At 73.8% G+C, this 22,791-nt stretch carries 26 protein-coding genes and 1 riboswitch; of the genes, 12 read left to right on the forward strand and 14 right to left on the reverse strand.

What is annotated here, in order from left to right; translation table 11 throughout:
- Window positions 1-64 precede the first annotated feature (64 nt).
- Window positions 65-1,507: an NADP-dependent phosphogluconate dehydrogenase gene (gene gndA, locus ACFYML_RS29550; RefSeq protein WP_387423732.1), complete on the reverse strand. Its 1,443-nt coding sequence runs from the start codon at window positions 1,505-1,507 to the stop codon at window positions 65-67.
- Between the two features lie 395 nt (window positions 1,508-1,902).
- Between gndA and ACFYML_RS29555 the strand changes: the two genes are divergently transcribed.
- Window positions 1,903-2,145, forward strand: coding sequence for a hypothetical protein (locus tag ACFYML_RS29555; protein WP_387423733.1), 243 nt, complete (start codon window positions 1,903-1,905; stop codon window positions 2,143-2,145).
- A 190-nt stretch (window positions 2,146-2,335) separates the two neighbouring features.
- Here ACFYML_RS29555 and ACFYML_RS29560 read toward each other — a convergent pair whose 3' ends face one another.
- Window positions 2,336-3,031, reverse strand: coding sequence for a hypothetical protein (locus tag ACFYML_RS29560; RefSeq protein ID WP_387423734.1), 696 nt, complete (start codon window positions 3,029-3,031; stop codon window positions 2,336-2,338).
- A 154-nt stretch (window positions 3,032-3,185) separates the two neighbouring features.
- On the opposite strand from ACFYML_RS29560, the gene ACFYML_RS29565 reads away from it, so the two are divergent.
- Together ACFYML_RS29565 and ACFYML_RS29570 are read left to right on the forward strand one after the other, a co-directional pair.
- A complete protein-coding gene (locus ACFYML_RS29565) occupies window positions 3,186-4,385 on the forward strand; it encodes a sensor histidine kinase (protein WP_387423735.1) in 1,200 nt (399 codons plus the stop codon).
- A complete protein-coding gene (locus ACFYML_RS29570) occupies window positions 4,382-5,032 on the forward strand; it encodes a response regulator (protein WP_387423737.1) in 651 nt (216 codons plus the stop codon). Before ACFYML_RS29565 ends, ACFYML_RS29570 begins: the two co-directional genes overlap by 4 nt.
- A gap of 9 nt (window positions 5,033-5,041) precedes the next feature.
- Here the strand turns inward: ACFYML_RS29570 and ACFYML_RS29575 are convergent, their stop codons facing one another.
- From ACFYML_RS29575 to ACFYML_RS29585, 3 genes are all read right to left on the reverse strand, one after another.
- The gene (locus ACFYML_RS29575; RefSeq protein WP_387423738.1) at window positions 5,042-5,842 is read right to left on the reverse strand and encodes an energy-coupling factor transporter transmembrane component T family protein; all 801 of its coding nucleotides are present in this window, start codon (window positions 5,840-5,842) and stop codon (window positions 5,042-5,044) included.
- A gap of 34 nt (window positions 5,843-5,876) precedes the next feature.
- Window positions 5,877-7,292 (reverse strand): ABC transporter ATP-binding protein, encoded by a 1,416-nt coding sequence (locus tag ACFYML_RS29580; RefSeq protein WP_387423739.1) that lies wholly within the window; start codon window positions 7,290-7,292, stop codon window positions 5,877-5,879.
- Between the two features lie 128 nt (window positions 7,293-7,420).
- The gene (locus ACFYML_RS29585; RefSeq protein WP_387423740.1) at window positions 7,421-8,005 is read right to left on the reverse strand and encodes an ECF transporter S component; all 585 of its coding nucleotides are present in this window, start codon (window positions 8,003-8,005) and stop codon (window positions 7,421-7,423) included.
- Between the two features lie 73 nt (window positions 8,006-8,078).
- Window positions 8,079-8,185, reverse strand: a riboswitch (TPP riboswitch).
- An 88-nt stretch (window positions 8,186-8,273) separates the two neighbouring features.
- On the opposite strand from ACFYML_RS29585, the gene ACFYML_RS29590 reads away from it, so the two are divergent.
- The 5 genes from ACFYML_RS29590 (at window position 8,274) to ACFYML_RS29610 (ending at window position 13,634) form a co-directional block, all read left to right on the forward strand.
- Window positions 8,274-9,098, forward strand: a complete 825-nt coding sequence (locus ACFYML_RS29590) for an alpha/beta fold hydrolase (protein ID WP_387423741.1) — start codon at window positions 8,274-8,276, stop codon at window positions 9,096-9,098.
- On the forward strand, window positions 9,095-9,907 hold the full coding sequence (locus ACFYML_RS29595; protein ID WP_387423742.1) for an aminoglycoside N(3)-acetyltransferase: 813 nt from the start codon (window positions 9,095-9,097) through the stop codon (window positions 9,905-9,907). Before ACFYML_RS29590 ends, ACFYML_RS29595 begins: the two co-directional genes overlap by 4 nt.
- A gap of 82 nt (window positions 9,908-9,989) precedes the next feature.
- Complete coding sequence (locus ACFYML_RS29600) at window positions 9,990-10,733, forward strand: sugar isomerase domain-containing protein (RefSeq protein ID WP_387423743.1); 744 nt, start codon at window positions 9,990-9,992, stop codon at window positions 10,731-10,733.
- A gap of 228 nt (window positions 10,734-10,961) precedes the next feature.
- Window positions 10,962-11,465, forward strand: a complete 504-nt coding sequence (locus ACFYML_RS29605) for a DUF6328 family protein (RefSeq protein WP_387423744.1) — start codon at window positions 10,962-10,964, stop codon at window positions 11,463-11,465.
- 120 nt (window positions 11,466-11,585) lie between these two features.
- The gene (locus ACFYML_RS29610) at window positions 11,586-13,634 is read left to right on the forward strand and encodes an acyl-CoA dehydrogenase family protein (protein ID WP_387423746.1); all 2,049 of its coding nucleotides are present in this window, start codon (window positions 11,586-11,588) and stop codon (window positions 13,632-13,634) included.
- Between the two features lie 199 nt (window positions 13,635-13,833).
- On the opposite strand, the gene ACFYML_RS29615 is transcribed toward ACFYML_RS29610, so the two are convergent.
- From ACFYML_RS29615 to ACFYML_RS29650, 8 genes are all read right to left on the reverse strand, one after another.
- On the reverse strand, window positions 13,834-14,004 hold the full coding sequence (locus ACFYML_RS29615; RefSeq protein ID WP_357443870.1) for a hypothetical protein: 171 nt from the start codon (window positions 14,002-14,004) through the stop codon (window positions 13,834-13,836).
- A 9-nt stretch (window positions 14,005-14,013) separates the two neighbouring features.
- Complete coding sequence (locus ACFYML_RS29620) at window positions 14,014-14,619, reverse strand: hypothetical protein (RefSeq protein ID WP_387423747.1); 606 nt, start codon at window positions 14,617-14,619, stop codon at window positions 14,014-14,016.
- Between the two features lie 211 nt (window positions 14,620-14,830).
- Window positions 14,831-15,223, reverse strand: a complete 393-nt coding sequence (locus ACFYML_RS29625) for a Fur family transcriptional regulator (RefSeq protein WP_387423748.1) — start codon at window positions 15,221-15,223, stop codon at window positions 14,831-14,833.
- Between the two features lie 43 nt (window positions 15,224-15,266).
- Window positions 15,267-15,569, reverse strand: a complete 303-nt coding sequence (locus ACFYML_RS29630; RefSeq protein WP_073839383.1) for a metalloregulator ArsR/SmtB family transcription factor — start codon at window positions 15,567-15,569, stop codon at window positions 15,267-15,269.
- Between the two features lie 43 nt (window positions 15,570-15,612).
- Window positions 15,613-16,485: a metal ABC transporter permease gene (locus ACFYML_RS29635; RefSeq protein ID WP_387272632.1), complete on the reverse strand. Its 873-nt coding sequence runs from the start codon at window positions 16,483-16,485 to the stop codon at window positions 15,613-15,615.
- 1 nt (window position 16,486) lies between these two features.
- A complete protein-coding gene (locus ACFYML_RS29640; protein WP_387423749.1) occupies window positions 16,487-17,251 on the reverse strand; it encodes a metal ABC transporter ATP-binding protein in 765 nt (254 codons plus the stop codon).
- A complete protein-coding gene (locus ACFYML_RS29645; RefSeq protein ID WP_387423750.1) occupies window positions 17,248-18,186 on the reverse strand; it encodes a metal ABC transporter substrate-binding protein in 939 nt (312 codons plus the stop codon). The genes ACFYML_RS29640 and ACFYML_RS29645 overlap by 4 nt, the downstream gene beginning before the upstream one ends.
- Window positions 18,187-18,240: 54 nt before the next feature.
- Entirely contained in the window at window positions 18,241-18,489 is a 249-nt protein-coding gene (locus ACFYML_RS29650; protein WP_387423751.1) for a DUF6703 family protein, read from the reverse strand.
- Between the two features lie 27 nt (window positions 18,490-18,516).
- On the opposite strand from ACFYML_RS29650, the gene ACFYML_RS29655 reads away from it, so the two are divergent.
- The 4 genes from ACFYML_RS29655 (at window position 18,517) to dusB (ending at window position 22,153) form a co-directional block, all read left to right on the forward strand.
- A complete protein-coding gene (locus tag ACFYML_RS29655) occupies window positions 18,517-18,858 on the forward strand; it encodes an antibiotic biosynthesis monooxygenase (protein WP_073839388.1) in 342 nt (113 codons plus the stop codon).
- A gap of 25 nt (window positions 18,859-18,883) precedes the next feature.
- Complete coding sequence (locus tag ACFYML_RS29660; protein WP_387423753.1) at window positions 18,884-19,444, forward strand: hypothetical protein; 561 nt, start codon at window positions 18,884-18,886, stop codon at window positions 19,442-19,444.
- A 105-nt stretch (window positions 19,445-19,549) separates the two neighbouring features.
- Entirely contained in the window at window positions 19,550-20,929 is a 1,380-nt protein-coding gene (locus tag ACFYML_RS29665) for a glycine--tRNA ligase (protein ID WP_357443855.1), read from the forward strand.
- Between the two features lie 51 nt (window positions 20,930-20,980).
- Entirely contained in the window at window positions 20,981-22,153 is a 1,173-nt protein-coding gene (gene dusB, locus ACFYML_RS29670; protein WP_387423754.1) for a tRNA dihydrouridine synthase DusB, read from the forward strand.
- A 203-nt stretch (window positions 22,154-22,356) separates the two neighbouring features.
- Here the strand turns inward: dusB and ACFYML_RS29675 are convergent.
- Window positions 22,357-22,791, reverse strand: a 435-nt coding sequence (locus tag ACFYML_RS29675; protein ID WP_387423755.1) for a C39 family peptidase, incomplete at its 5' end; no start/stop codon positions are given.

Genomic DNA, 22,791 nt, shown 5'->3' on the forward strand with positions numbered 1-22,791 from the left:
GGCATGCCGCGGCGTCTCGGGCGACGAACGCGACCTGCGGCACATCGAGTGGATCAGGCTGCGCTCAGGCCTCCACCTCGGAGCGGTTCCCGGCCCACAGGGTGTGGAACGTGCCGTCCCGGTCCACCCGGTGGTAGGTGTGCGCCCCGAAGTTGTCCCGCAGCCCCTGGATCAGCGCCGCCGGCAGCCGTTCCGCGCGCAGGGCGTCGAACCAGGCCAGCGACGACGAGAAGGCCGGGGTCGGCACGCCCGCCCGGGCCGCGTCGGCCACCACCCGCCGCCAGGCCGGGATCCCGGCGCTGACCCGGTCGGCGAACCAGGGTGCCACCAGCAGCGTCGGCAGCTCCGGCTGCCCGTCGTACGCCTCCCGGATCCGGTCCAGGAAGCGGGCCCGGATGATGCAGCCGCCCCGCCAGATGGTCGCGGTGCCGCCCAGGTCGATGCCCCAGTCGTACTCCCGGCTGCCGGCCCGGATGTGGTCGAAGCCCTGCGCGTACGCGACGATCTTGCTGGCCAGCAGCGCGCGCCGGACGTCCTCGACGAAGGTCTCCCCGTCGTCGACCGACCACTTCGCGCCCGCGTCGGGGAAGGCCCGGCGGGCGGCGGCCCGCTGGTCGGCGTGGCCGGACAGCGACCGGGCGAAGGTGGCCTCGGCGATGCCGGTGATCGGGACGCCGAGGTCGAGCGCGCTCTGCACGGTCCACCGCCCGGTGCCCTTCTGCTCGGCCTGGTCGAGCACCACGTCGACGAAGGCCCGGCCGGTCGCCGCGTCGGTGTGCGCCAGCACGTCGGCGGTGATCTCAATGAGGAACGACTCCAGCTCGCCCGTGTTCCACTCGCGGAAGATCTCCGCGATCTCCGCCGGGCTCGCCGACAGGCCCGCCCGCAGCAGGTCGTACGCCTCGGCGATGAGCTGCATGTCGGCGTACTCGATGCCGTTGTGGACCATCTTGACGAAGTGGCCCGCGCCGTCCGGGCCGATGTGCCGGCAGCACGGGGTGCCGTCCACGTGCGCGGAGATCTTCTCAAAGATCGGGCCGAGCTTCCGGTAGGACGCGGCCGAGCCGCCCGGCATGATGCTCGGGCCGTGCAGCGCGCCCTCCTCGCCGCCGGAGACGCCGGTGCCGACGAAGTGCAGCCCGTGCCCCCGCAGCGCCTCCTCCCGCCGGCGGGTGTCGGCGAAGTGGGCGTTGCCGCAGTCGACGACGATGTCCCCCGCCTCGAGCAGGGGCACCAGCTCGTCGATCACCGCGTCGGTCGGCGCGCCCGCCTTCACCATGACGATCACGGCGCGCGGGCGTTCCAGCGAGGCGACGAAGTCGGCCAACGACTCCGACGGCACGAACCGGCCCTCGTCGCCGTGCTCGGCGACCAGACTGCGGGTGCGCTGCGGCGAGCGGTTGTGCAGTGCCACGGTGAAGCCGTTGCGGGCCAGGTTCCGGGCCAGGTTGCGGCCCATCACCGCCAGGCCCGTCACGCCGATCTGCGCCGTCGCCTGCTCTGCCATGCGTACCGCCACCTCTCGTCCGGCTGCCCGTCCTGCGACGGTATCGCGGTCGATGCGAGCGCGGGCGGGGACGCCGACGGCGGGTGGGGGCCCGGTCGCGGTCCGTCCTCAACCCTCCGCCGGGCGGACCTCCACGTGGGCGACCTTCGCGTCGGTGACGCCGAGCGTGCCGGTAAATCGGGTGCACGGTGCGGCGGCGGTGGGTTAGCCTGCCGTCATGCGTAACTGACGCCCTTCCTCCGAGCCCTGGTCCGCCGCCGTTCGCGCCGCGGATCCGTCCCGCTCCGGGCGTCCGCATCCGCACCGCCGTCGTCGCGGTGGCTTTCCTGTCGGACCTGCCGGGGCTTGCCCGCTCGCCGCGCCCACCGGGCGCCCCGACAGTCAGGAGGCAGCGTATGCCCGCCAAGCGCAGTCCGAAGAAATCCCGTAAGCCCGCGTCGGCGCCGTCCCTGGTGGACGTGACCCCGCCGGACCTCGACGAACTGACGGTGGCGTCCCCGGTGTCGGTGACCCGGCCGGGCCGGGCCGACACCCCGCCGGCACCGAAGGCCGGCCCGCCGGTCGGCCGGGACTCCCGTGTCGCCGGGCGCAGCCAACGCGCCGGCCAGACCCGGTTCTACGCCTTCCGGCGGAGCTGAGGCCCGGGCGGGCCACCTGTCACCTCGCCGATGTTGCGGTGTCCCGGCTGCCGCCGGGGCCAAGCTGTGCCGGAGCCCGCCGGCAGCCGCACCCGGATGCCGCGAGTTCGCCGAAGCGGCGGTGACAAACGGCCCGCACCGGCCGGTCCGGGGCGGGGCGGCACGAGCCGCCCCGCCCCGCTCCCGCGGCTCAGGCCGCAGCGGTCGCCGGGGCCGCCGTCCCGGTCGGCGCCTCGGCGGCACGCGACCGCTCGACGCCGAGGGCCAGGCCGACGAAGCCGGCCACCATCAGCACGCTCACCGCCGCCTTGACCGGGACGCCGGTGCCGACCAGATCCAGCACCTGTCCGGCGGTGAGGACCAGCGGCACCCAGAGCGCGACCAGCCGGGCGCGCCAGGCGCCGAAGGCGAGCACCAGGAGGCCGACCAGCCAGCCGAGCAGCCACACCGCGAACGAGGCCATCACGAACGGGTCCCCGTCGATGGCGGTGGTCACCGGCCGAGCGGCGTCGGCGTCGACGCCGCCGCCGGCCAGGGCCCCGAAGAAGGCGTTGTACTGCCACAGGTGGACGGTGGAGAAGTAGAGCCCGAGAAGGCTCGCCGCGCCGCCGACGGTGGCCACCACCGGCTTGCGCCGGCCCAGGGTAGCGGCCAGCCCGAGCATCGCCGGCAGCAGCAGCAGGTGGGCCAGGGCGAACAGGACGGTCTCCACCCGCCAGCCGCCCAGGTGCCCGGCGGCCACCGTGACGTTGTCGGCGGTGTCGGCCACGTCGTCCGGGAACATCACCCAGTAGAAGGCATTCGCGGCGCCGTACATTACGCCGCCGGTGAGCAGAGTGCCCGCCGTGAGCCGCCGGCTCCGCCGCCGCCCGGTGCTGTCGTCCATCAGTGTCTCCTTCCGAAGTCGTGGCAGGGACGCTAGGGGCAGCACCGGGGCCGGGTCGTCGGCGCGGAAGTTGATCCGCGGGTGGAGCTCCGGCCGCCCTCGCTACACCCGTGGGTGGACGCGGAAGGGCGGCCGCCGTCGCTACCCTTCCGGCATGTCAGCCACCCCCGCCGTCCGGGCCCGGTGGCGCGAGGTGGCCACCTCGCTCGCCGGTGCCGCGTTGCTCGCGTTCGGCCTGGCCGAGCTCTACGTCCCGCTGGCGGGCTACGTGGAGGGGGAGGGTCCGGACCTCGCCGCGCTCTCCGCCGGTTGGCTCGCCGTCCTGACCGTGCTGCTGGTCGGCTACTGCCTCGCGGTGGCCGGCTGCACGGCGTACCCCCGGGCGGCGGCCGTCCTCGCCGGCGCCTGCTTCACCGCGCAGAGCTTCACGCCGGTCCTGCCGGAGTGGCCGGTGGTGCCACTGCTGGCGTTGCTCGCCGCGGCCTTCGGCTGTGTCGCCGTGGGCGGCCGGGCTGCCTTCACGGTCGCCGCGGTCAGCTATTTTCTCTCGCTCGGGATCGAGAACGCGGTGGCCGGCGACTCCGACTGGGTGTTCATCCTGTTCGTCGGGCTCGCCGTGCTCGGCCCCGGTTACGCCGTGCGGATGCGGCGGGCGCAGGCGGCCCGGCTGGTGGCGCTGGCCGCCGAGCGGGAGGCCGCGGCCCGGACGGACGAGCGGCTGCGGGTGGCCCGGGAACTGCACGACATCGTCTCGCACGGGGTCTCGGTGATGGTGCTGCAGGCCGCCGCGGCGCAGGCCGTGCTCGACTCGGACGCGGCGCAGGCCCGCACGTCCCTCGACGCCGTGCAGGACGTCGGGCGTGAGGTGGTCACCGAGCTGCGCCGGCTGCTCGTCATCCTCCGCGGCGCCGAGCCGGCCCCGGAGGCGCTGCCCTCGCTACGCCGGCTCGAACCGTTGACCGCCGGGGTACGCCTCGCCGGCGGGCAGGTCGATGTGGATGTCACGGGCGACCTCGACATGGTCCCGGCCGCCGCCGATGTCAGCGGGTACCGGATCCTCCAGGAGGCGCTGACCAACGCCGCCCGGCACGCGGCGGGCGCGGCGGTCCGCGTGTCGATCGAGGTGACCGGCGACGCTCTCCGGCTGAGGGTGACCGACGACGGCACCGGCGGGGCCCGGCGGAGCGCCGGCACCGGGCACGGCCTGACCGGCATCCGCGAGCGGGTGGAGCTGTTCGGCGGCACGGTGACCGCCGGCCCGCGCCCGCAGGGCGGCTTCGACGTACGCGTCGAGCTGCCCTTCGACGCCGAGGCGTCGGTCGGCACGCTCGCCACGACGGGAGTCACCGGATGACCCGGGTTCTCATCGCCGACGACGAGGCGTTGGTGCGGGGCGGCCTCCGGCTGATCCTCACCGCGCAGCCCGACCTCGAGGTCGTCGCCGATGCGGCCGACGGTGAGGAAGCCGTGCAGCTCGCGAACCGGTTCGCACCCGACGTGGTGCTGATGGACATCCACATGGCGCCCACGGACGGGATCGCCGCGACCGAGCGGATCCTGGCCGCGCGTGGCGAGACCCGGATCATCATGCTGACCACCTTCGATCTCGACGAGTACGTGTACCGGGCGCTGCGCGCCGGCGCCTCCGGCTTCATGCTCAAGACCACTCCGCCCCGGGAACTGGCCGAGGCGGTGCGGACGGCGGCCCGCGGCGACGCCCTGCTCTCCCCGTCGATCACCCGGCGCCTGATCGACCACTACACCGCGACGGCGTCGGTGACCGGCCACCCGGGCCTGGCGGAGCTGACCGCCCGGGAGACCGAGGTGTTGCGGATGATGGCTCTCGGCCTGTCCAACCAGGAGATCGCCGGCCAGCTCTTCGTCGGCGAGGCGACCGTGAAGACGCATGTGAACCGCATCTTCGCCAAGCTCGGAGTGCGGGACCGGGTGCAGGCGGTCGTGCTGGCGTACCAGAGCGGCGTGGCGCAGCTCCGGCGGTAGCGGACGTGGTCAGCCGATCAGCGGGCGGAACGTGCCGAGCGCGACGCTGACCGCGAGCGCCGCGCCGGCCAGCACCGCCGCGCCGGCGACCAGCAGCCCGTCCGCCCGGGTGAAGCGCTGCCGCCGGGCGACCGTACGCGGGATGCCGGCGTCGAAGCCGCGGGCGTCCATCGCGACCGCCAGCCGGGTGCCCCGGCGGATCGCCCCGACCAGCAGGGCGAACGCCGTCGACACGAAGAGCCGCACCCTGGCGACGGGGTTGCGGCCGGCGTCCACGCCGCGGGCCCGCCGGGCCATGCTGATCATCCGCCACTCCTGTTCGAGCAGCGGTACCAGCCGGAACGCGGCCAGCGCGCCGATGGCGAACCGGGCCGGGGCCTTCGCGTTCTGGATCAACGCGTCGGCCAGGTCGGTGGGGTCGGTGGTGGCGAAGACGAGGATCCCGGGCAGCGCCACCGCGAGCATCCGCAGCACCAGGCCGAGCGCCGTGAGCAGCACCCCTTCGGTCACCAGGATCGGACCGGCCTCGGCCAGCACCCGGCCGGACCGGTCGGCGGCGAAGAGCACCAGGGTGACCAGGATGCCGCCGGCGCTGGCCAGCAGCGGCCAGCCCCGCCGGGCCAGCATCCGGTAGCGGATGCCGAACAGCGGCAGCACCACCAGCTCGATCGCGATGGCGATCGCCGGGGCCACCGGGTCCAGGGTGGCGATGAGGACCAACGAGAAGACCAGCGCGGCGGCCAGCTTCGCCACCGGGTTGCGGCGGGCCAGCGGCGCGCCGGGCCGGGCCACGGGCTCCACGCTGATCATGCGCGCTCCCCGCTACAGGTCGGGACGGTGGCGGTCATCGGCGGTCCAGGGCGACGGTGCGGTCGGCGAGCGCGGCGACGAAGTCCGGGTCGTGGGTGACCGCGACGATGCCGTGGCCGGCGTCGCGCAGCTCGGCGAAGAGGTCGACCAGTTCCGACCAGGTCCGCCGGTCCTGGCCGAAGGTGGGCTCGTCGCAGATCAGCAGGCGCGGCGCGGTGGCCAGGGCGGTTGCCACGCTCAGCCGCCGCGCCTCCCCGCCGGAGAGGGTGTACGGGTTGGCCCCGGCGAGCCGGGCCAGCCGCAGCCGGTCCAGCAGCCCGTCCACGGTGGCCCGTACCGCCGCCTCGGGCTCGCCGGTCCGGCGCGGGCCGAGCGCCAGTTCGTCGTAGACGGTGCCGGTGACGAACTGGTGCTCCGGATCCTGGAAGACCGAGCCGATCCGCCGGGCCAGCAGGGGCGCGCGCCAGCGGTGCGGGGGAGTGCCGGCGTCCTGCCCGGCCAGGGCGGCGGTGGCGGTGGCCGTACCGGTGCCGGGGCGGAGCAGGCCGCCGAGGAGCAGGGCCAGGGTGGACTTGCCGGCGCCGTTCGGGCCGAGGACGGCGAGCGCCTCGCCGGCGCGTACATCGAGGTCGACGGGGGCCAGCCGGGGCGGCAGGCCGAGCCGGTCGGCGGTGAGCAACCGGTCGCCCGGCGGTGCGGTGGCGTGCCGGGGCGGCACGGTGCGACCCGGCACCCAGACCCCGGCAGCGGCGAGCGCGTCGCCCTGCGCGGAAAAGACCGCGTCGGGCGGCCCGTCGGCCCGCACCCCGCCGCCGGCCTCCAGCACCACCACCCGGTCGACCAGCGGCAGGGCCTCGGCGACCCGGTGCTCGACCAGGATCAGCGTGGTGTCCGCGTCGAGCGCGTCCGCGACGGCCTGCCGGACCAGCGCGGCGCCGGCCGGGTCGAGGTTGGCGGTGGGCTCGTCGAGCAGCAGCAGCCCGGGCCGCGGGGCGAGCACCCCGGCGAGGGCGAGCCGCTGCTGCTCGCCGCCGGAGAGTGTCGCGGTGGGCCGGTCCCGGTGGTACGGGAAGCCGACCCGGCGCAGTGCCGCGTCCACCCGGGGCCAGATCTCCTCGGCGGGTACGCCCCGGTTCTCCAGCCCGAACGCGACGTCGTCGCCGCAACGGGCCATCACCAGTTGGGTCTCCGGGTCCTGGAAGACGATGCCGACCTGTTCCCGGGCCTTGCGCGGGTCGAGCCCGTCGATCTCGACGGTGCCCTCCTGCTCGCCGGAGTCCTCGGGCAGCAGCCCGGCGAGCGCCGCCAGCAGGGTGCTCTTGCCCGCCCCGGACGCCCCCAGCAGCAGCACCCGCTCCCCGCGCTCGACGCGCAGGTCCACCCCACGGACGGCCCACCCCTTCCGCCCGGCGTGCCGCCACCCGAACCCCCGCAGCACCACCCCACTCACACCCACACCCCTCCCACCCCACCCCACCCCGGCCTGCCCCACCCCGCCCCGTCGATCATGAGGTTGGCGGCAGTTTCAGAGATCCACATCGCCGTCAACCTCATGATCAACATGATCGGCTCGGGCGGTCAGACGGCGGCGCGTTCGCGGCCGGCGGGGAAGCGGTCGAGGACGCCGGTGTTCGCCAGGGCGCGGGTCAGCGCGACGCCGCCGAGGCCGGCCACGACCAGTGCGCTGACGGCGGTGATGAGGATGTACGGCAGCCGGAAGCTGCCCCACGCGGTGTCCGGGTACCAGACGAAGACGTCGTAGATCGCGGCGGCCAGGCCGGCCAGGGTGGCGGCCAGCAGCGAGACCGGGAGCCGGTAGGTGCGGTAACCGAAGAGCGCGAAGGCCAGTTCGCCCGCCGCCGCCTCCAGCGGGCCCTGCACCACCAGGGTCCAGCCCCAACTGCTGCCGAGCGCGACCGACACCAGCGCGGCGACGGTCAGCGTGAAGAACGCGGCGCCGGGCTTGCGGATGATCAGCGCGCCGAGCACGGCCGGCACCAGCCACACGCCGTACAGCGCCGCCCGGCCGGGCAGCGGGATGGCGTCCGCCGGCCCGTTCCAGAGCAGGCCCCACGCCCAGAAGATGACGCCGAACGCCACCCCGAGCACCGAGGCGATGACGATGTCGATGGTGCGCCACCGGTTGCCGGTTGGGTGAGTCATGGTTGCTCCCAGTTCGTCGAGGGTGAACCAGGAGAAGACGCACGCCGCGTCCGGATGCCCGGACGGCGGCGCGGCTGGAGGTCGACCGAACTCCCTGCGCTGGCATTACCCAGATCAGGTTCGAGGGTCTGCGGGCACCTGCCCGCACTCTCAGCGCTGTGCGCTCCCCTGTCGGATGTGAAGTTGTCTGCGGCAGACGCTAGCACCGGTGCCCGCCGCCGGCACAGCAGGGCGAGCGGTGCCGGTCCGGCTGGGTAGGCTGCCGATCATGCGGGTCGACGCGCGAGGTCTGACGTTCGAGGTACGCACCGGCGGTCCCGAGGACGGCGATCCGATCCTGCTGCTGCACGGCTTCCCGCAGCACGGCGGCGAGTGGGACGAGGTGGTGCCCCTGCTGCACGCGGCCGGGCTGCGCACGTACGCGCTCGACCAGCGGGGCTACTCGCAGGGCGCCCGGCCGACGTCGGTCGAGGCGTACCGGATCCCGGAGCTGGTGGCGGACGCGGCCGGCGTGCTCGACACGCTCGGCGTCGAGGCCGCGCACCTGGTCGGGCACGACTGGGGCGCGATCGTGGCCTGGAGCCTGGCGGCGGTGCACCCGGAGCGGGTCCGCAGCCTCACCGCGGTCTCGGTGCCACACCCGGCGGCGATGGCCCACGCGCTCGCCACCGACCCGCGACAGAAGGCCCGCTCCGCCTACATCACGCTGTTCCGCAAGCCCGGTAAGGCGGAGCGGGTGCTGCTCGCCCTCAACGCCGTCGCGCTGCGCCGGATGCTCGGCGGGGTGGGCGACCCCGCGCAGGTGGCCCGCTACGCCGACCCGATGTGCGAGCCGGGTGCGCTGACCGCCGCGCTGAACTGGTACCGGGCGATGACCGGGGCGGACCTGAAGGCCGTCGGGCCGGTCAGCGTGCCGACCACCTTCGTGTGGAGCGACCGGGACATCGCGATCGGCCGCACCGCCGCCGCGGCCTGCGCACCCCAGGTGACCGGCGACTACCGCTTCGTCGAGCTGCCCGGCGTCACGCACTGGATCCCGGACGAGGCGCCCGCCCCGCTGGCCGCCGCGATCCTCGCCCGGGTGGGCCGATGATCGCCGGTGCCGCGCCGGCCCGGCCGCACACCCGCGCGTCGCTCGCCGCCCAGTTCCGCGCCCTCGGCGTACGCCCCGGCGGGACCGTCCTGGTGCACGCGTCCCTGCGCCCGCTGGGCTTCCTCTGCGGCGGCCCGGAGGCGGTCGTGCTCGCCCTGCGCGACGTGCTCGGCCCGGCCGGGACCCTCGTGGTGCCCACCCACACGCCGGACAACAGCGATCCCGCGGGCTGGACCAACCCGCCGGTGCCGGCCGACTGGTGGCCGGTGATCCGGGACGAGCTGCCCGGCTTCGACCCGGCGGTCACGCCGAGCCGGTTCATGGGCGCCCTCGCCGAGCTGGTCCGCACCTGGCCCGGCGCGCGGCGCAGCGACCACCCGCACGTCTCGTTCGCCGCGCTGGGGCCGGCGGCCGACCGGGTCGTCGCCGACCACGCGCTCGCCGACATGCTCGGCGAGGGCTCCCCGCTGGCCCGCCTCTACGAGCTGGACGCCGACGTGCTGCTGCTCGGGGTGGAGCACGACAGCAACACGTCGCTGCACCTGGCCGAGTACCGGCAGCCGGCGCCGCCCCGGCAGCGCTGCGGCGCGGCCGTGCTGACCGGCGACGGCGGCCGGGCGTGGGTGTGGTGGGACGACATCCGCCTGGACGACGACGGCTTCGGCCGGCTCGGCACCGAGCTGGAGGCCACCGGAGCGGTACGGCTCGGGCCGGTCGGCGACGGGACGGGCCGGTTGATGAGGCAGCGGGTGGCGGTCGACTTCGCGGTGGACTGGCTGGCCCGGAACCGACGGACGGAGGAATCATGAGCGTGAGCGAGCGAAGCGAGCGAACCATCCGGCTCAGCAGCGCGGCGCCTCGCGCCGCCGCGGAGCGAAGCGAGGCGGCGGCGTGAGCGCCGAGGCGTACCTGGCGGTGGTGACCGAGACGATCGGCCGGGTGGCCGCCGGCCAGCGGGACGGGGTGGCGCGCGGCGCCGACCTGATCGCCGAGTCGCTGCGCGCCGACGGGGTGGTCCACGCGTTCGGCACCGGCCACTCGGAGGCCCTGGCGATGGAGATCGCCGGCCGGGCCGGTGGGCTGGTCCCCACCAACCGGATCGCCCTGCGCGACCTCGTCCTCTACGGGGGCGACCCGGCCGACGTGCTCGGCCCGAAGCTGGAACGCGAGCCCGAGGTGGCGCACCGCCTCTACGAGCTGGCCCCGATCCGCCCGCAGGACGTCTTCGTGCTCGCCTCCAACTCCGGCGTGAACGGTGCGATGGTGGAGTTCGCGTCCATCGTCAAGGAACGCGGGCACGCGCTGATCGCGATCACCTCGGCGGCGCACTCCGCCCGGATGACCTCGCGCCACCCGTCCGGGCGCAAGCTCGCCGACTTCGCCGACGTGGTGCTCGACAACGGCGCCCCGTACGGCGACGCCACCCTGCCGCTGCCCGGCGGCGGCGCGGTCGGTGCGGTCTCCTCGATCACGGCCGCGCTGCTGGCGCAGCAGCTCGTGGCGGAGGTCGTGGCCCGGCTGCTGGCGGCGGGGGAGCGGCCCCCGGTCTACCTGTCGGCGAACATCACCGGCGGCGACGAGCACAACGCCGAGCTGGAGGCCCGGTACGCGGGCCGGATCCGCCGGGGGGCGTGAGCGCGAGGAGTGAGCCGGGTTTGCGAGCCCCGCAGTCGCGAACTGAGGAGGCATCGTGAGCGCGAGGAGTGAGCCGGGTTTGCGAGCCCCGCAGTCGCGAACTGAGGAGGCACCGTGAGCCCGCATGGGCGGCAGGGTGAACCGGTTTCGCGACGGTGCGGACCGGGCACCGGCGGTAGTGCCGACGGATGCTTCCGCCGGCAGTACCGTCATCCCTGGAGGTAGCGCGTGTCCAAGGAAACCGAGAAGCAGCGGTGGCAGCGCAACTTCGCCGACCTGCTCCAGGAGCTGCGGGTGGCGCAGACCGGCGTGCAGATCCTCTTCGCCTTCCTGCTCACCCTGCCGTTCAGCAGCGGTTTCACCCGGACCACCAACTTCCAGAAGGACACCTACATCGTCGCTTTGCTGGCCGCCGCCGCAGCCACCGCGATGATCATCTCGCCGGTCGCCTTCCACCGGGCGCTGTTCCGGCAGGGCCGCAAGCCGGAGCTGGTCCGGTTCGCCCACCGGGTGGCCATCGGCGGCCTGGCCTTCATGCTGATCTCGATGGTCAGTGCGGTCCTGCTGATCACCGACTTCGTGCTGGGCCGGCTGGCGGCCCTGGTGCTGACCGGGGTCACCGGGGCGTGGTTCCTGACCTTCTGGCTGGTCCTGCCGCTCGCCGCCCGGCGCAACTGGGGCGACGACATCGACGACGAGGACGACAACCCGCGGGTGCTGCCCGGCGACTGACCGCGCCGATCCCGCCAAATCGGACGTGCACCGAACGCTACCCCTGGGTAACAACCGGGGGTAGCGTCGTTTTCGTCGCGCACGTCGACGCAGCCGGACCGAGGTCTCCAGGAGGCAGCCGTGACCACGACACAGAACAGCCGACCCGATCCCGCCGGGCACGGCGGCCCGACCGGCCGGGTGGCCCCGATCGACGACACCGATCCGCCGGCCGCCGCCGGCGACCGGGTGGACGGCGTGGGGCCGCTGCCCACCGAGGCCGGCCAGGTCTCCGAGAAGGAGGCCCGCCAGGTCGCGGAGGCGGCCCGCGAAGCGGCCTGGGACCGGCCCAGCTTCGGCAAGGAACTCTTCCTCGGCCGGTTCCGCCTCGACCTGATCAGTCCGCGGCCGCGCGCGAAGCCGGAGGACGTGGCGCGGGCCGAGGAGTTCCTCGGCGCGTTCGGGGCGTACCTGGACGCCGAGGTGGACGGTGCGGCGATCGAGCGGGACGCGCGCATCCCGGACGAGGTGTTCCACGGGCTGGCCCGGCTGGGCGCCTTCGGCATGAAGATCGACCGGAAGTACGGCGGCCTCGGGCTGAGCAACCTGCACTACTGCCGGGCGCTGATGCGGGCCGGCTCGGTCAACCCGGCGATCAGCGCGCTGCTCTCCGCGCACCAGTCGATCGGCGTGCCGCAGCCGCTGAAGATGTTCGGCACCCCCGAGCAGAAGCAGCGCTTCCTGCCCCGGCTGGCCGCCGGTGAGGTGTCCGCGTTCCTGCTCACCGAGCCGGACGTCGGCTCCGACCCGGCGCGGCTGGCGACCACCGCCGAACCGACCGAGGACGGCACGGGTTACCGGCTCAACGGGGTCAAGCTGTGGGCCACCAACGGCACGGTCGCCACCCTGCTGGTGGTGATGGCCCGGGTGCCGGCGGCCGAGGGGCGGCGCGGCGGCATCACCGCCTTCGTGGTGGAGGGCGACAGCGAGGGCATCACGGTCGAGCGGCGCAACGCCTTCGTGGGCCTGCGCGGCCTGGAGAACAGCCTCACCCGGTTCCACGACGTGTTCGTGCCCAAGGAGAACGTGATCGGCGGCGAGGGCAAGGGCCTGAAGATCGCCCTGACCACGCTGAACACCGGGCGGCTGTCGCTGCCGGCCATGTGCGTCGGCGCCGGCAAGTGGTCGCTGAACGTGGCCCGGGAGTGGGCCGCCGACCGGGTCCAGTGGGGCCGGCCGGTCGGCGAGCACGAGGCGGTGGCCAAGAAGCTGGCCTTCATCGCCGCCACCACGTACGGCATGGAGAGCATGCTCAACCTCTGCTGCCTGCTCGCCGACGACGACCGCAACGACATCCGGATCGAGGCGGCGCTGGTGAAGCTCTACGCCAGCGAGATGGCCTGGAAGATCGCCGACGAGCTGATCCAGATCCGGGGTGGCCGCGGCTACGAGACGGCCGAGTCCCTGGCCGCCCGGGGCGAACGGCCGGCCGCGGTCGAGCAGATGCTGCGCGACCTGCGGATCAACCGGATCTTCGAGGGCTCCACCGAGATCATGCACCTGCTGATCGCCCGCGAGGCGGTCGACGCGCACCTCTCGGTGGCCGGCGACATCATCGACCCCGACGCCGGGCTGGGTCGCAAGGCGAAGGCGGGTGCCCGGGCCGGCGTCTTCTACGCGAAGTGGCTGCCCACCCTCGCCGTCGGCCGGGGCCAGGCACCCCGGGCGTACGCCGAGTTCGGCCCGCTCGCCGGCCACCTGCGACACGTCGAGCGCGCCTCCCGCAAGCTGGCCCGCGCCACCTTCTACGCGATGTCCCGCTGGCAGGGGAAGATGGAGCGCAAGCAGGCGTTCCTCGGCCGGGTGGTGGACATCGGCGCGGAGCTGTTCGCGATGGCCGCGGTCTGCGTACGGGCCACCGCCGAGCGAGCGGAGCACCCGGAGCACGTCGAGCTGGCCGACCTGTTCTGCCGGCAGGCCCGGCTGCGCGTCGACGAGCTGTTCACCGGGCTGTGGTCCAACACCGACTCGGTTGACGTGGCGGCCGCGAAGCGGATCCTCGCCGGCCGGTACGCCGCCCTGGAGGAGGGCGTCGTGACCCCGCCGGCCGACCGGCCCTGGGTGGCCCGCTGGCAGCCCGGCCCGTCCACCGCCGAGGACGTCCGCCGCCGCATCCCGCCGATGGAGTGAGTCCGGTCGCGGGGCGGTGAATTCGGCAGACGGATGTTCGTGCCGAGCACCTCCGCACACGGAGCTAACCGGGTCGAGCGATATGCCGCTGGGGCATAGCTATGACTCAGAGGCATATCGCTGCCTGGATATCTGTGGCTGGGGCCAGCCGGCGGCCGCCGGCCGACAGCTGGACCCGGGTCAGCGGGAGGTAGCCGGCTCAGCTGGCGGCGATGGCCCAGGCCAGCACGCCGGCCAGGATGAGCCCGTTCAACGCGGCCAGCACCAGGTACGCGGCCGGCGGGATCTTGCGGCCCTTGCGGACGTAGCTCACCAGGACGCCCGCGTACGCCAGCAGCAGCACGGCGACGGCGATCAGGAAGTACAGCACCGCAACACCCTACCGGCCGGCCCGCAGGCCGAGTCTGCGCAGCTCCAGTGCGGCGAGCGCGTCGACGGTCGCGTCGTCGCCGCGGCGCCACGCCTCGGCCGCGTCCGGCGCGATCCGGGCCAGCCGACCGAGCGGCTGGCCGGCGAGCGCGCGCAGTGCCAGCAGGTCCCGGCCGGCGGGGGCGGCGGCGAGCGCCTGCGCCACGCCGGCCCGGCGCATCCAGCGCACCCGCAGCGGCAGCCAGCCGAAGAGCACGAGCCCGAGCGGGAAGACCAGCACCGCGATGCTCAGTCCGAGGGCCAGCTGGCCGACCAGTTCCTGCTGGTCGCGGCCGGCCTCGGCGACCGCGCGGGCGGCCTCGGCGGCCTTGGTGAAGGGGGCGGTCAGCTCGTCGCCGACCAGCGGGACCCGACCCACCTTGCCGCCGGCGTCGGCCAGGTTGTCGGCGAGGCCTCCGCCGGCCCCCTCCAGCTTCTGTCCGGGTACGGCCAGCTTCTCGATCAGGTCGTGCAGCCACAGCGCGAAGCGGATCGCCGCGTACACCCAGACGACCACGAGCAGATCGGTGAGGAGCTGGCGGAGGGCGGTCGGAAAACGGTCGGCGTAGATCTTCACGCCGGACAGCGTGCCACGGCCCGGCGACGCCGGCACGACGGCTCCAGGCCGCGGCGCGGCGACAGACGCGCCGAGCTGGAGTTGGCGCACGACGGGCTCCAGGTCGCGGCGCGGCGACAGACGCGCCGAGCTGGAGTTGGCGCACGACGGGTTCCAGGTCGCGGCGCGGCGACAGACGCGCCGAGCTGGAGTCGTCGCAGGGGGAGAATTCTCAGCCGGCGCAGGCCGGGCAGGTGCCGAAGATCTCCAGGGTGTGGCTGACCTCGGCGTACCCGTGCTCGGCGGCGACCCGGTCCGCCCAGCGCTCCACCGCCGGCCCGGCCACCTCCACGGTCCGGCCGCAGGCCCGGCAGACCAGGTGGTGGTGATGGCCCTCGCTGCATCGGCGATAGAGGTGCTCGCCCCCGGGCAGGCGCATCACGTCGATCTCCCCGGCGTCGGCGAGCCCCTGCAACGTCCGGTAGACCGTGGTGAGGCCGACCCGCTCGCCCCGCTCGCGCAGCATCGCGTACAGGTCCTGCGCGCTGTGGAAGCCCGCCACCTCGGCCAGCAGCGCGCTCACCGCGGTCCGCTGGCGGGTGTTTCGCAGCGCCCCTTCGGTCATGCCGCCACCCGGTGGTCGGCGTGGCCGCTGGTGGTCCGCGCGGTCATGCCGGTCCCTCCCCGGCGTGGCTGACCGCGTCCGCCACGATGTGCGCGACGTGCTCGTCCACCAGGGCGTACGCGATCTCCCGGCCGCGCCGGGAGCCGCGGACCACCCCGGCACCGCGCAGCACCCGCAGATGCTGGGAGACCAGCGGCTGCGGGGCGCCGAGCTTCTCCACGAGCTCGTGCACGCAGCGCTCACCCTGGGCCAGCTCGCTGACGATCGCCAGCCGGATGGGTGCCGACAGCGCGCGCAGCAGGTCACCCGCACCCTCGAAGGCGTCGTATCCGTGCGTGGTGGTCACCCCGTAACGGTAACCAATCCCAGCTGGAACGGCCCGGACGGGCTCACCGCAGCACCACCTCGTGCTCGTGCGGCTCGACGGCCGGCGCGCCGGCCGGCCGGGCCCGCCGGCGCAGCGCCCGCCAGCCGGCCGCGACGAGCGCGACCACCAGGAACGAGCCGATGGCCAGCAGCACCACCGAGGCGCCGGGCGCGGTGTCGGCGGTGGCGGCCACCCAGACCCCGGCCCCGGCCGCGAAGAGCCCCAGCGCCATCGCCGCCGTCATGGTGCTCCGGAACCCCCGCGTCACCTGCTGCGCGGTGGCCACCGGCACCACCATCAGGGCGCTGATCAGCAGCACCCCGACGGCCCGCATGGCGATGGTCACGGTCACCGCGGTGGTCACCGCGAGCAGCAGGTTGAGCGCCCGCACCGGCAGGCCGGAGACCCGGGCGTACTCCTCGTCGTGGCAGACCGCGAAGAGCACCGGGCGCAGCGCCAGCATGGCCACCAGGATCGCCACGCCGAGCACCAGGATGGTGATCAGATCGCCCGGCGACGTCGTGGTCAGCGACCCGAAGAGGTACGAGTTCAGCGACGCGCTGCTGGCGTCGGAGAGCCCGACCAGCAGCACGCCGCCGGCGATGCCGCCGTAGAAGAGCAGCGCCAGGGCCAGGTCCCCGGAGGTACGGCCGCGCGCGCGGACCAGCTCGATGGCGATCGCGCCCAACGTCGCCGTGATCACCGCCACCAGCACGGGGGAGCGGTTGAGCAGCAGCCCGGCACCCACGCCGGTGAGCGCCACGTGGCCGATGCCGTCGCCGATCAGCGCCAGCCGCCGCTGCACCAGATAGATCCCGAGCGCCGGGGCGGCCAGCCCGATGACCAGCGCGCCGACCAGGGCACGCAGCATGAAGTCGTACTGGAAGAGGTCCATGTCACATGCTCCACAGCCCGGCGGGCTCCTCGTCGCAGTGCGGGTGCACGTGCTCGTGGTCGGGGTCCGCGTGGTGGCCGGCCGGCTCCGGCACCGCGCCGTCGTGGGCGATCCCGCCCTCGTGGACCACGACCGCCCGGCTGATCAGTGGGCGCAGCGGCCCCAGCTCGTGGGCGACCAGGAGCACCGTGCCGCCGCCGTCGACGAAACCGCGCAGCGCCCCGGCGAACGCCTCCTGGCTGGTCGCGTCCACCCCGGCGGTCGGCTCGTCGAGCACCAGCAGCTCCGGCCGGCCGGCGAGCGCCCGGGCGATCAGGGTGCGCTGCTGCTGACCGCCGGAGAGGGTGGCGACCGGGTCACCCGCCCGGTCGGCGAGCCCGACCGCGCGCAGCGCCGCGGCGACCGCCTCCCGGTCGGCCCGTCCCGGTGGGCGCAGCAGGCCCCGACGGGCCAGCCGGCCCGACGCGACCACCTCGGCCACCGTGGCCGGTACGCCGCTGCCCGCGCCGAGCCGCTGCGGGACGTACCCGATGCGGTGCCACTGCCGGAAGCGGCGCTGCGCAGTGCCGAAGAGGGTGACCGACCCGGCGCTCAGCGGGACGAGGCCGAGCACGGCGCGGATCAGGGTCGACTTGCCGGAGCCGTTGGCGCCGAGCACGGCGACCACCTCACCGGCGGCCACGGCCAGCGAGACGTCCCGCAGCACGGGGCGGCCGTCGTAGCCGACAGCGGCATGCTCGACCTTTAAGACAAGGGGTGCGGTCATGAACAGTCCAAGGCGGTGCGCAGGGTCTGGAGGTTGGCCCGCATGGCGGAGAGGTAGTCGCCCTCGGCCGGCGGGCCCTCGATCGGGTCGAGCACGGCGGTCTTCGCGCCGACCTCGCGGGCGACCGTCTCGGCCACCTTCGGGCTGACCAGCGTCTCGAAGAAGATGGTGGTGGCCCCGTGTTCCCGGGCCTCCTGCGCCACCTCGGCGAGCCGCTGCGGGGCGGGCTCGGCGTCCGGGGTGAGGCCGGTGATGCCGACCTGCTCCAGGTCGTAGCGGGCGGTCAGGTAGCCGAACGCGGTGTGGCTGGTCACGATCTCCCGGCGCGGGCAGGTCCGCAGGCCTGCGGCGTAGTCGGCGTCGAGCTTCTCCAGCGTGGCGCGCAGGGTCTTCGCCCGGGCGGTGAACTCGGCGGCCCGGCCCGGGTCGGCCTTGCCGAGCCGCTCGGCCAGCCGGTCGCCGATGGTGGCCAGCCGAGTCGGGTCGAGCCACACGTGCGGGTCCTTGCCGCCGCTCTCCTCCGCGTGGCCGGACTCGCCCTCGTGCTGGTGACCGCCGTCGGCCGCGTCGCGCAGCGGCTGCACGGTGGCCACGTCGAACGCCCGGTCACCGCCGTTCTGCTGGACCGCCTCGTCGACGGCCGGCTGGAACCCGGCGAGGAAGACGACCAGCTCCGCGTCGCTGACCTGGCCGACCTGGCGAGGGTTGAGCTCCAGGTCGTGCGGCTCGGCGCCGGGTTTGGTGAGGTTGGTGACCTTGACCGCGTCCCCGCCGATCTGCTCGGCGAGGAACTGGAGGGGGTAGAAGGCGGCCACCACGTCGACCCGCTCCGGGTCGCTCCCACCGCCACCGCCCTCCGAGCAGGCGGCGGCGCCAAGGGTGAGCAGGGCTGCGGTGGCTGCGGCGAGGGCGCGCGGGGCGGAGCGGACGGTCATGTGACCAACTGTCCGCGATAACGAAATTGATTGTCAAAAACGCATGATTGCATGTCAGAGCAGCTTGGCCAGGGCCACCGCGAGCAACAGCGTCAGCATCAGGAGCCGCAGCACCCGGGTCCCCGGCGTCTGCACCGGCCAGGTGACGCTCATCAGCCAGACCAGCCCCGCGGCCAGGGCGAGCAGCAGGACGCCGCCGACCGGGCCGGGCGCGAACAGGGCGACCAACACCAGGACCAGCGTGGCCAGGAACACCGCGGTCGGGTTGAGCCGGGCCGGAAGGGGACGCTGCGTACGCTGCATGGCACAGACTCTACGAGGAGGACCCGGGTGCTGGTCACCAACCGGTTCGTGGTCGACGCCGATGTCGCGTCCGAGTTCACCGAGCGGGCGCACGCCGCGCTCGCCGCGCTCGCCGCCCGCCCCGGCTACCTGCGGGGGGAACTGCTGCGGGCGCTGGACGACCCGACGCACTGGTGCCTGGTCACCGAGTGGGAGTCGGTCGGGGCATACCGGCGGGCGCTGGGCGGCTTCGACGTCAAGGTCACCGCCGTGCCGCTGCTGGCCCAGTCCGTCGACGAGCCCTCGGCGTACGAGACGCTGGCCAGCGCCGCGCCCGAGGGCGAGATCGTCATCGTCGCCAGTGATCGGGCCGCAGGTCCTTACCGCTGAGGCCGGGGGCACTACCCTGGCGCGTATGACCGCTCCCGGACCGGCCGCCCCACCCCCGAATCCCGTGCCGTCCGGCGCGCCGCCGGTATCGGGCCCGCCAGCCGAGCCCGGCGTCCCCGCGCCGCCGGCCGGCCCCGGGGCCGCCCCGCCGTTCGCCGCCCCGCCCACCGAGGGGGGCCGGGCCCGGCTCTGGCTCGGCCTCGGCGTCGGCGCGCTCGCCGTGCTGCTCTGCTGCGGTGGAGGCGGCGCCGCCATCGTCGGGCTGGCGGTCAGCAACCTGCAGGCCGTCCAGGAGCAGGGCCACGCGGTGACCGACAACTACTACCGGGCGCTGGTGCGCAAGGACTGGTCCAAGGCGTACGACCAGCTCTGCGACGACGCCCACCGGCGGGAGTCCCGGTCGGAGTTCGAGCAGCGGGCGGCCACCGAGCCGCAGATCTCCGGCTACCGGGTGGGCCAGGTCGACGCCCAGACGCTGACCGTGCCGGTGGACGTGACCCTGGCCGGCGGCAAGCGGGAGGCCCAGACGGTGACGCTGGCGACGGACCAGCAGACGGGCGCCGTGGAGGTCTGCGGGGTGAGCTGACCGGCCCCGGCTGGGCTCGGCGGCTCCGGTGGTCGTACCGTTGTCCCGGACCGTCCGGTTCAATCCACTCACCCCCGCCGACCGCCAGCCGGCGTAGGAGGAAACATGCCAGCCGACCGTATCGACGCCGTCGTCAGCCTCGCCAAGCGCCGGGGCTTCGTCTTCCCCTCCAGCGAGATCTATGGAGGCACCCGATCGGCGTGGGACTACGGTCCGCTCGGCGTGGAGCTCAAGGAGAACGTCCGGCGGCAGTGGTGGCGGACCATGGTCCAGCAGCGCGACGACGTCGTCGGCCTGGACTCGGCGGTCATCCTGGCGCGCCAGGTCTGGGAGGCCTCCGGCCACATCGCCGAGTTCGTCGACCCGCTCACCGAGTGCCAGTCCTGCCACAAGCGGTTCCGCGCCGACCACCTGGAAGAGGCCTTCGAGGCCAAGCACGGCCGACCGCCGACCTCCCTGTCGGAGATCAACTGCCCGAACTGCGGCAACAAGGGCACCTTCACCGAGCCGAAGATGTTCAACGGCCTGATGAAGACCTACCTGGGCCCGGTGGAGAGCGAGGAGGGCCTGCACTACCTGCGCCCGGAGACCGCCCAGGGCATCTTCGTCAACTACAAGAACGTGGAGACGGTCGCCCGCAAGAAGCCGCCGTTCGGCATCGCGCAGACCGGCAAGTCGTTCCGCAACGAGATCACCCCCGGCAACTTCATCTTCCGGACCCGCGAGTTCGAGCAGATGGAGATGGAGTTCTTCGTCGAGCCGGGCACCGACGAGCAGTGGCACGAGTACTGGCTCCAGGAGCGCTGGAACTGGTACCTCGACCTCGGCCTGTCGGAGCAGAACCTGCGCTTCTACGAGCACCCCAAGGAGAAGCTCTCCCACTACTCGAAGCGCACGGTCGACATCGAGTACCGGTTCCAGTTCGGCGGCAGCGAGTTCGCCGAGCTGGAGGGCATCGCCAACCGCACCGACTTCGACCTGTCGACGCACAGCAAGCACTCCGGCGTCGACCTGTCGTACTTCGACCAGAGCAAGGGCGAGCGCTGGATCCCGTACGTGATCGAGCCGGCCGCCGGCCTGACCCGTGCCGTGCTCGCCTTCCTGCTCGAGGCGTACGACGAGGACGAGGCCCCGAACACCAAGGGCGGCGTGGACAAGCGCACCGTCATGCGCTTCGACCCGCGGCTGTCCCCGGTCAAGGTGGCGGTGCTCCCGCTGTCCCGCAACGAGGCGCTCTCGCCGAAGGCCCGGGGCCTCGCCGCGGACCTGCGCAAGCGCTGGGTGGTCGAGTTCGACGACTCGCAGGCGATCGGCCGCCGGTACCGCCGGCAGGACGAAATCGGCACGCCGTTCTGCGTCACGGTCGACTTCGACACCCTCGAGGACAACGCGGTGACCGTCCGGAACCGGGACACCATGGCCCAGGAGCGCATCTCGCTGGACCAGGTCGAGCGCTACCTGATCGAGCGTCTGCCCGGCTGCTGAGCTGGTCACTGGGCCCCGGCCGCGCCGGTCGGGGCCCCGTACACTTGTCCGGTGACCGCCCCGACCCTGCCCGCGCTGCGCCCGTTGACCCTCGGGCCGCACCAGGTGTGGCCGCCGGTGGTGCTCGCGCCGATGGCCGGGATCACCAACGTCGGCTTCCGCCGGCTGTGCCGGGAGCAGGGCGGCGGCATCTACGTCTGCGAGATGATCACCACCCGGGCGTTGGTGGAGCGCAACCCGAAGACACTGCGGATGATCGCCTTCGGCGCCGAGGAACAGCCGCGCAGCCTCCAGCTCTACGGCACCGACCCGGAGATCACCGCCGCCGCCGTGCGGATCGTGGTCGAGCAGGGCCTCGCCGACCACATCGATCTCAACTTCGGCTGCCCGGTCCCCAAGGTGACCCGACGGGGCGGCGGGTCCGCCCTGCCGTGGCGGCGCCGGCTCTTCGCCCGGCTGGTCAGGGCCGCGGTGGACGCCGCGTCACCCGCCGGGGTGCCGGTCACCGTCAAGATGCGCAAGGGCATCGACGACGACCACCTGACGTACGTCGAGGCGGGGCTCGCCGCGCAGGACGCCGGCGTCGCCGCGGTCGCCCTGCACGGGCGTACGGCCGCGCAGCGCTACTCGGGCACCGCCGACTGGGATGCCATCGCCACCCTGAAGCAGGCGCTCGACGTGCCGGTGCTCGGCAACGGCGACATCTGGGAGGCCGACGACGCGCTGCGGATGGTCGCCCACACCGGGGTGGACGGCGTGGTGATCGGGCGCGGCTGCCTGGGCCGGCCCTGGCTCTTCGCCGACCTGGAGGCCGCCTTCAACGGCCGGTCCGACCGGCGGCTGCCGAGCCTGGGCGAGGTGGCGGTGACCATGCGACGCCACGCCGAGCTGCTGGTCGACCAGTTCGTGGCCGGCGCCCGCAACCCTGCCCGGGGCGAGCGGGACGGCTGCACCGACTTCCGCAAGCACGTCGCCTGGTACCTCAAGGGCTTCCCGATCGGCAGTGAGCTGCGCCGGTCCCTCGCGATGATCGACAGCCTGGCCCAGCTCGACGACCTGCTCGGCAAGCTCGACCCGGCCGTGCCGTTCCCGGTGGAGGCCCTCGGTCAGCCGCGTGGCCGGACCAACTCCCCGGGCAAGGTCTTCCTGCCGGACGGATGGCTGGCCAGCCGGGACGACGACACCCCGCCGGACGGCGCCGAACTGGACGACTCGGGCGGTTGACACCCGGCTCCGGGTGCCGAGACGACAACGGCCGGCCCCGTGGTGGGGTCGGCCGTGGTGCCGGTCCCCGGGGAGTCGGCGGTGAAGTTGCGCCGAAGGGTCGGCCGGGTTGGCCGGGTGCCGGTCCCCCGGGGAGCCAGCGGTGAAGTTGCCAAAGGGCCGGCCCTGGTGGGGGCCGGCCCTTCGTGGTGTGGCTTGGTGTGTCAGGAGGTCGAGTAGCCGCGGGTGGCGATCCAGTCGGCGAGGTTGTCGACGCTGATCCGGTAGGAGGCGGTGTTCGGGTTGGCCGAGTCGGCGATCGTCACGGTCTTCCCGTTGTCGTGGTAGCCGACGACGCTGATGTAGTGGCCGCCTTCGAAGGAGTGGGTGTTGCCGTCGGTGTCGGTGGTGGTGCCGGCGATGTTGGCGACCACGGCGCGGCCGTTGTCGACGGTGCGGACGATGTCGGCGCGCAGGGTGTCGGTCTGCTTGTCGTCGGCCTTCGGGTTCTTGATCTCCACCGAGTGGTAGGCGTCGTTCTTACCGGTTTCCTTGTTCAGGACCGGGGTGATGTCGTTGATGCTGTTGGTGCCGTTCTCGGTGGTGCCCATTTCCTTGGCCATGGCGTCGACGTTGATGTCCTTGCCCTGGACGGAGAG

It is taken from the genome of Micromonospora sp. NPDC007230, assembly GCF_042869115.1.
Taxonomy (GTDB): Bacteria; Actinomycetota; Actinomycetes; order Mycobacteriales; family Micromonosporaceae; genus Micromonospora.

What these genes read in the sequence shown, in the direction of transcription:
- ACFYML_RS29660 (WP_387423753.1), top strand. Translation starts at nt 18,884, where the DNA reads ATGACCGCTCCCGGACCGGCCGCCCCACCCCCGAATCCCGTGCCGTCC.
- ACFYML_RS29590 (WP_387423741.1), top strand. Translation starts at nt 8,274, where the DNA reads ATGCGGGTCGACGCGCGAGGTCTGACGTTCGAGGTACGCACCGGCGGT.
- ACFYML_RS29645 (WP_387423750.1), bottom strand. Translation starts at nt 18,186, where the DNA reads ATGACCGTCCGCTCCGCCCCGCGCGCCCTCGCCGCAGCCACCGCAGCC.
- ACFYML_RS29565 (WP_387423735.1), top strand. Translation starts at nt 3,186, where the DNA reads ATGTCAGCCACCCCCGCCGTCCGGGCCCGGTGGCGCGAGGTGGCCACC.
- ACFYML_RS29560 (WP_387423734.1), bottom strand. Translation starts at nt 3,031, where the DNA reads ATGGACGACAGCACCGGGCGGCGGCGGAGCCGGCGGCTCACGGCGGGC.
- ACFYML_RS29640 (WP_387423749.1), bottom strand. Translation starts at nt 17,251, where the DNA reads ATGACCGCACCCCTTGTCTTAAAGGTCGAGCATGCCGCTGTCGGCTAC.
- ACFYML_RS29625 (WP_387423748.1), bottom strand. Translation starts at nt 15,223, where the DNA reads ATGACCGAAGGGGCGCTGCGAAACACCCGCCAGCGGACCGCGGTGAGC.
- ACFYML_RS29570 (WP_387423737.1), top strand. Translation starts at nt 4,382, where the DNA reads ATGACCCGGGTTCTCATCGCCGACGACGAGGCGTTGGTGCGGGGCGGC.
- ACFYML_RS29585 (WP_387423740.1), bottom strand. Translation starts at nt 8,005, where the DNA reads ATGACTCACCCAACCGGCAACCGGTGGCGCACCATCGACATCGTCATC.
- ACFYML_RS29650 (WP_387423751.1), bottom strand. Translation starts at nt 18,489, where the DNA reads ATGCAGCGTACGCAGCGTCCCCTTCCGGCCCGGCTCAACCCGACCGCG.
- ACFYML_RS29635 (WP_387272632.1), bottom strand. Translation starts at nt 16,485, where the DNA reads ATGGACCTCTTCCAGTACGACTTCATGCTGCGTGCCCTGGTCGGCGCG.
- ACFYML_RS29665 (WP_357443855.1), top strand. Translation starts at nt 19,550, where the DNA reads ATGCCAGCCGACCGTATCGACGCCGTCGTCAGCCTCGCCAAGCGCCGG.
- gndA (WP_387423732.1), bottom strand. Translation starts at nt 1,507, where the DNA reads ATGGCAGAGCAGGCGACGGCGCAGATCGGCGTGACGGGCCTGGCGGTG.
- ACFYML_RS29555 (WP_387423733.1), top strand. Translation starts at nt 1,903, where the DNA reads ATGCCCGCCAAGCGCAGTCCGAAGAAATCCCGTAAGCCCGCGTCGGCG.
- ACFYML_RS29595 (WP_387423742.1), top strand. Translation starts at nt 9,095, where the DNA reads ATGATCGCCGGTGCCGCGCCGGCCCGGCCGCACACCCGCGCGTCGCTC.
- ACFYML_RS29575 (WP_387423738.1), bottom strand. Translation starts at nt 5,842, where the DNA reads ATGATCAGCGTGGAGCCCGTGGCCCGGCCCGGCGCGCCGCTGGCCCGC.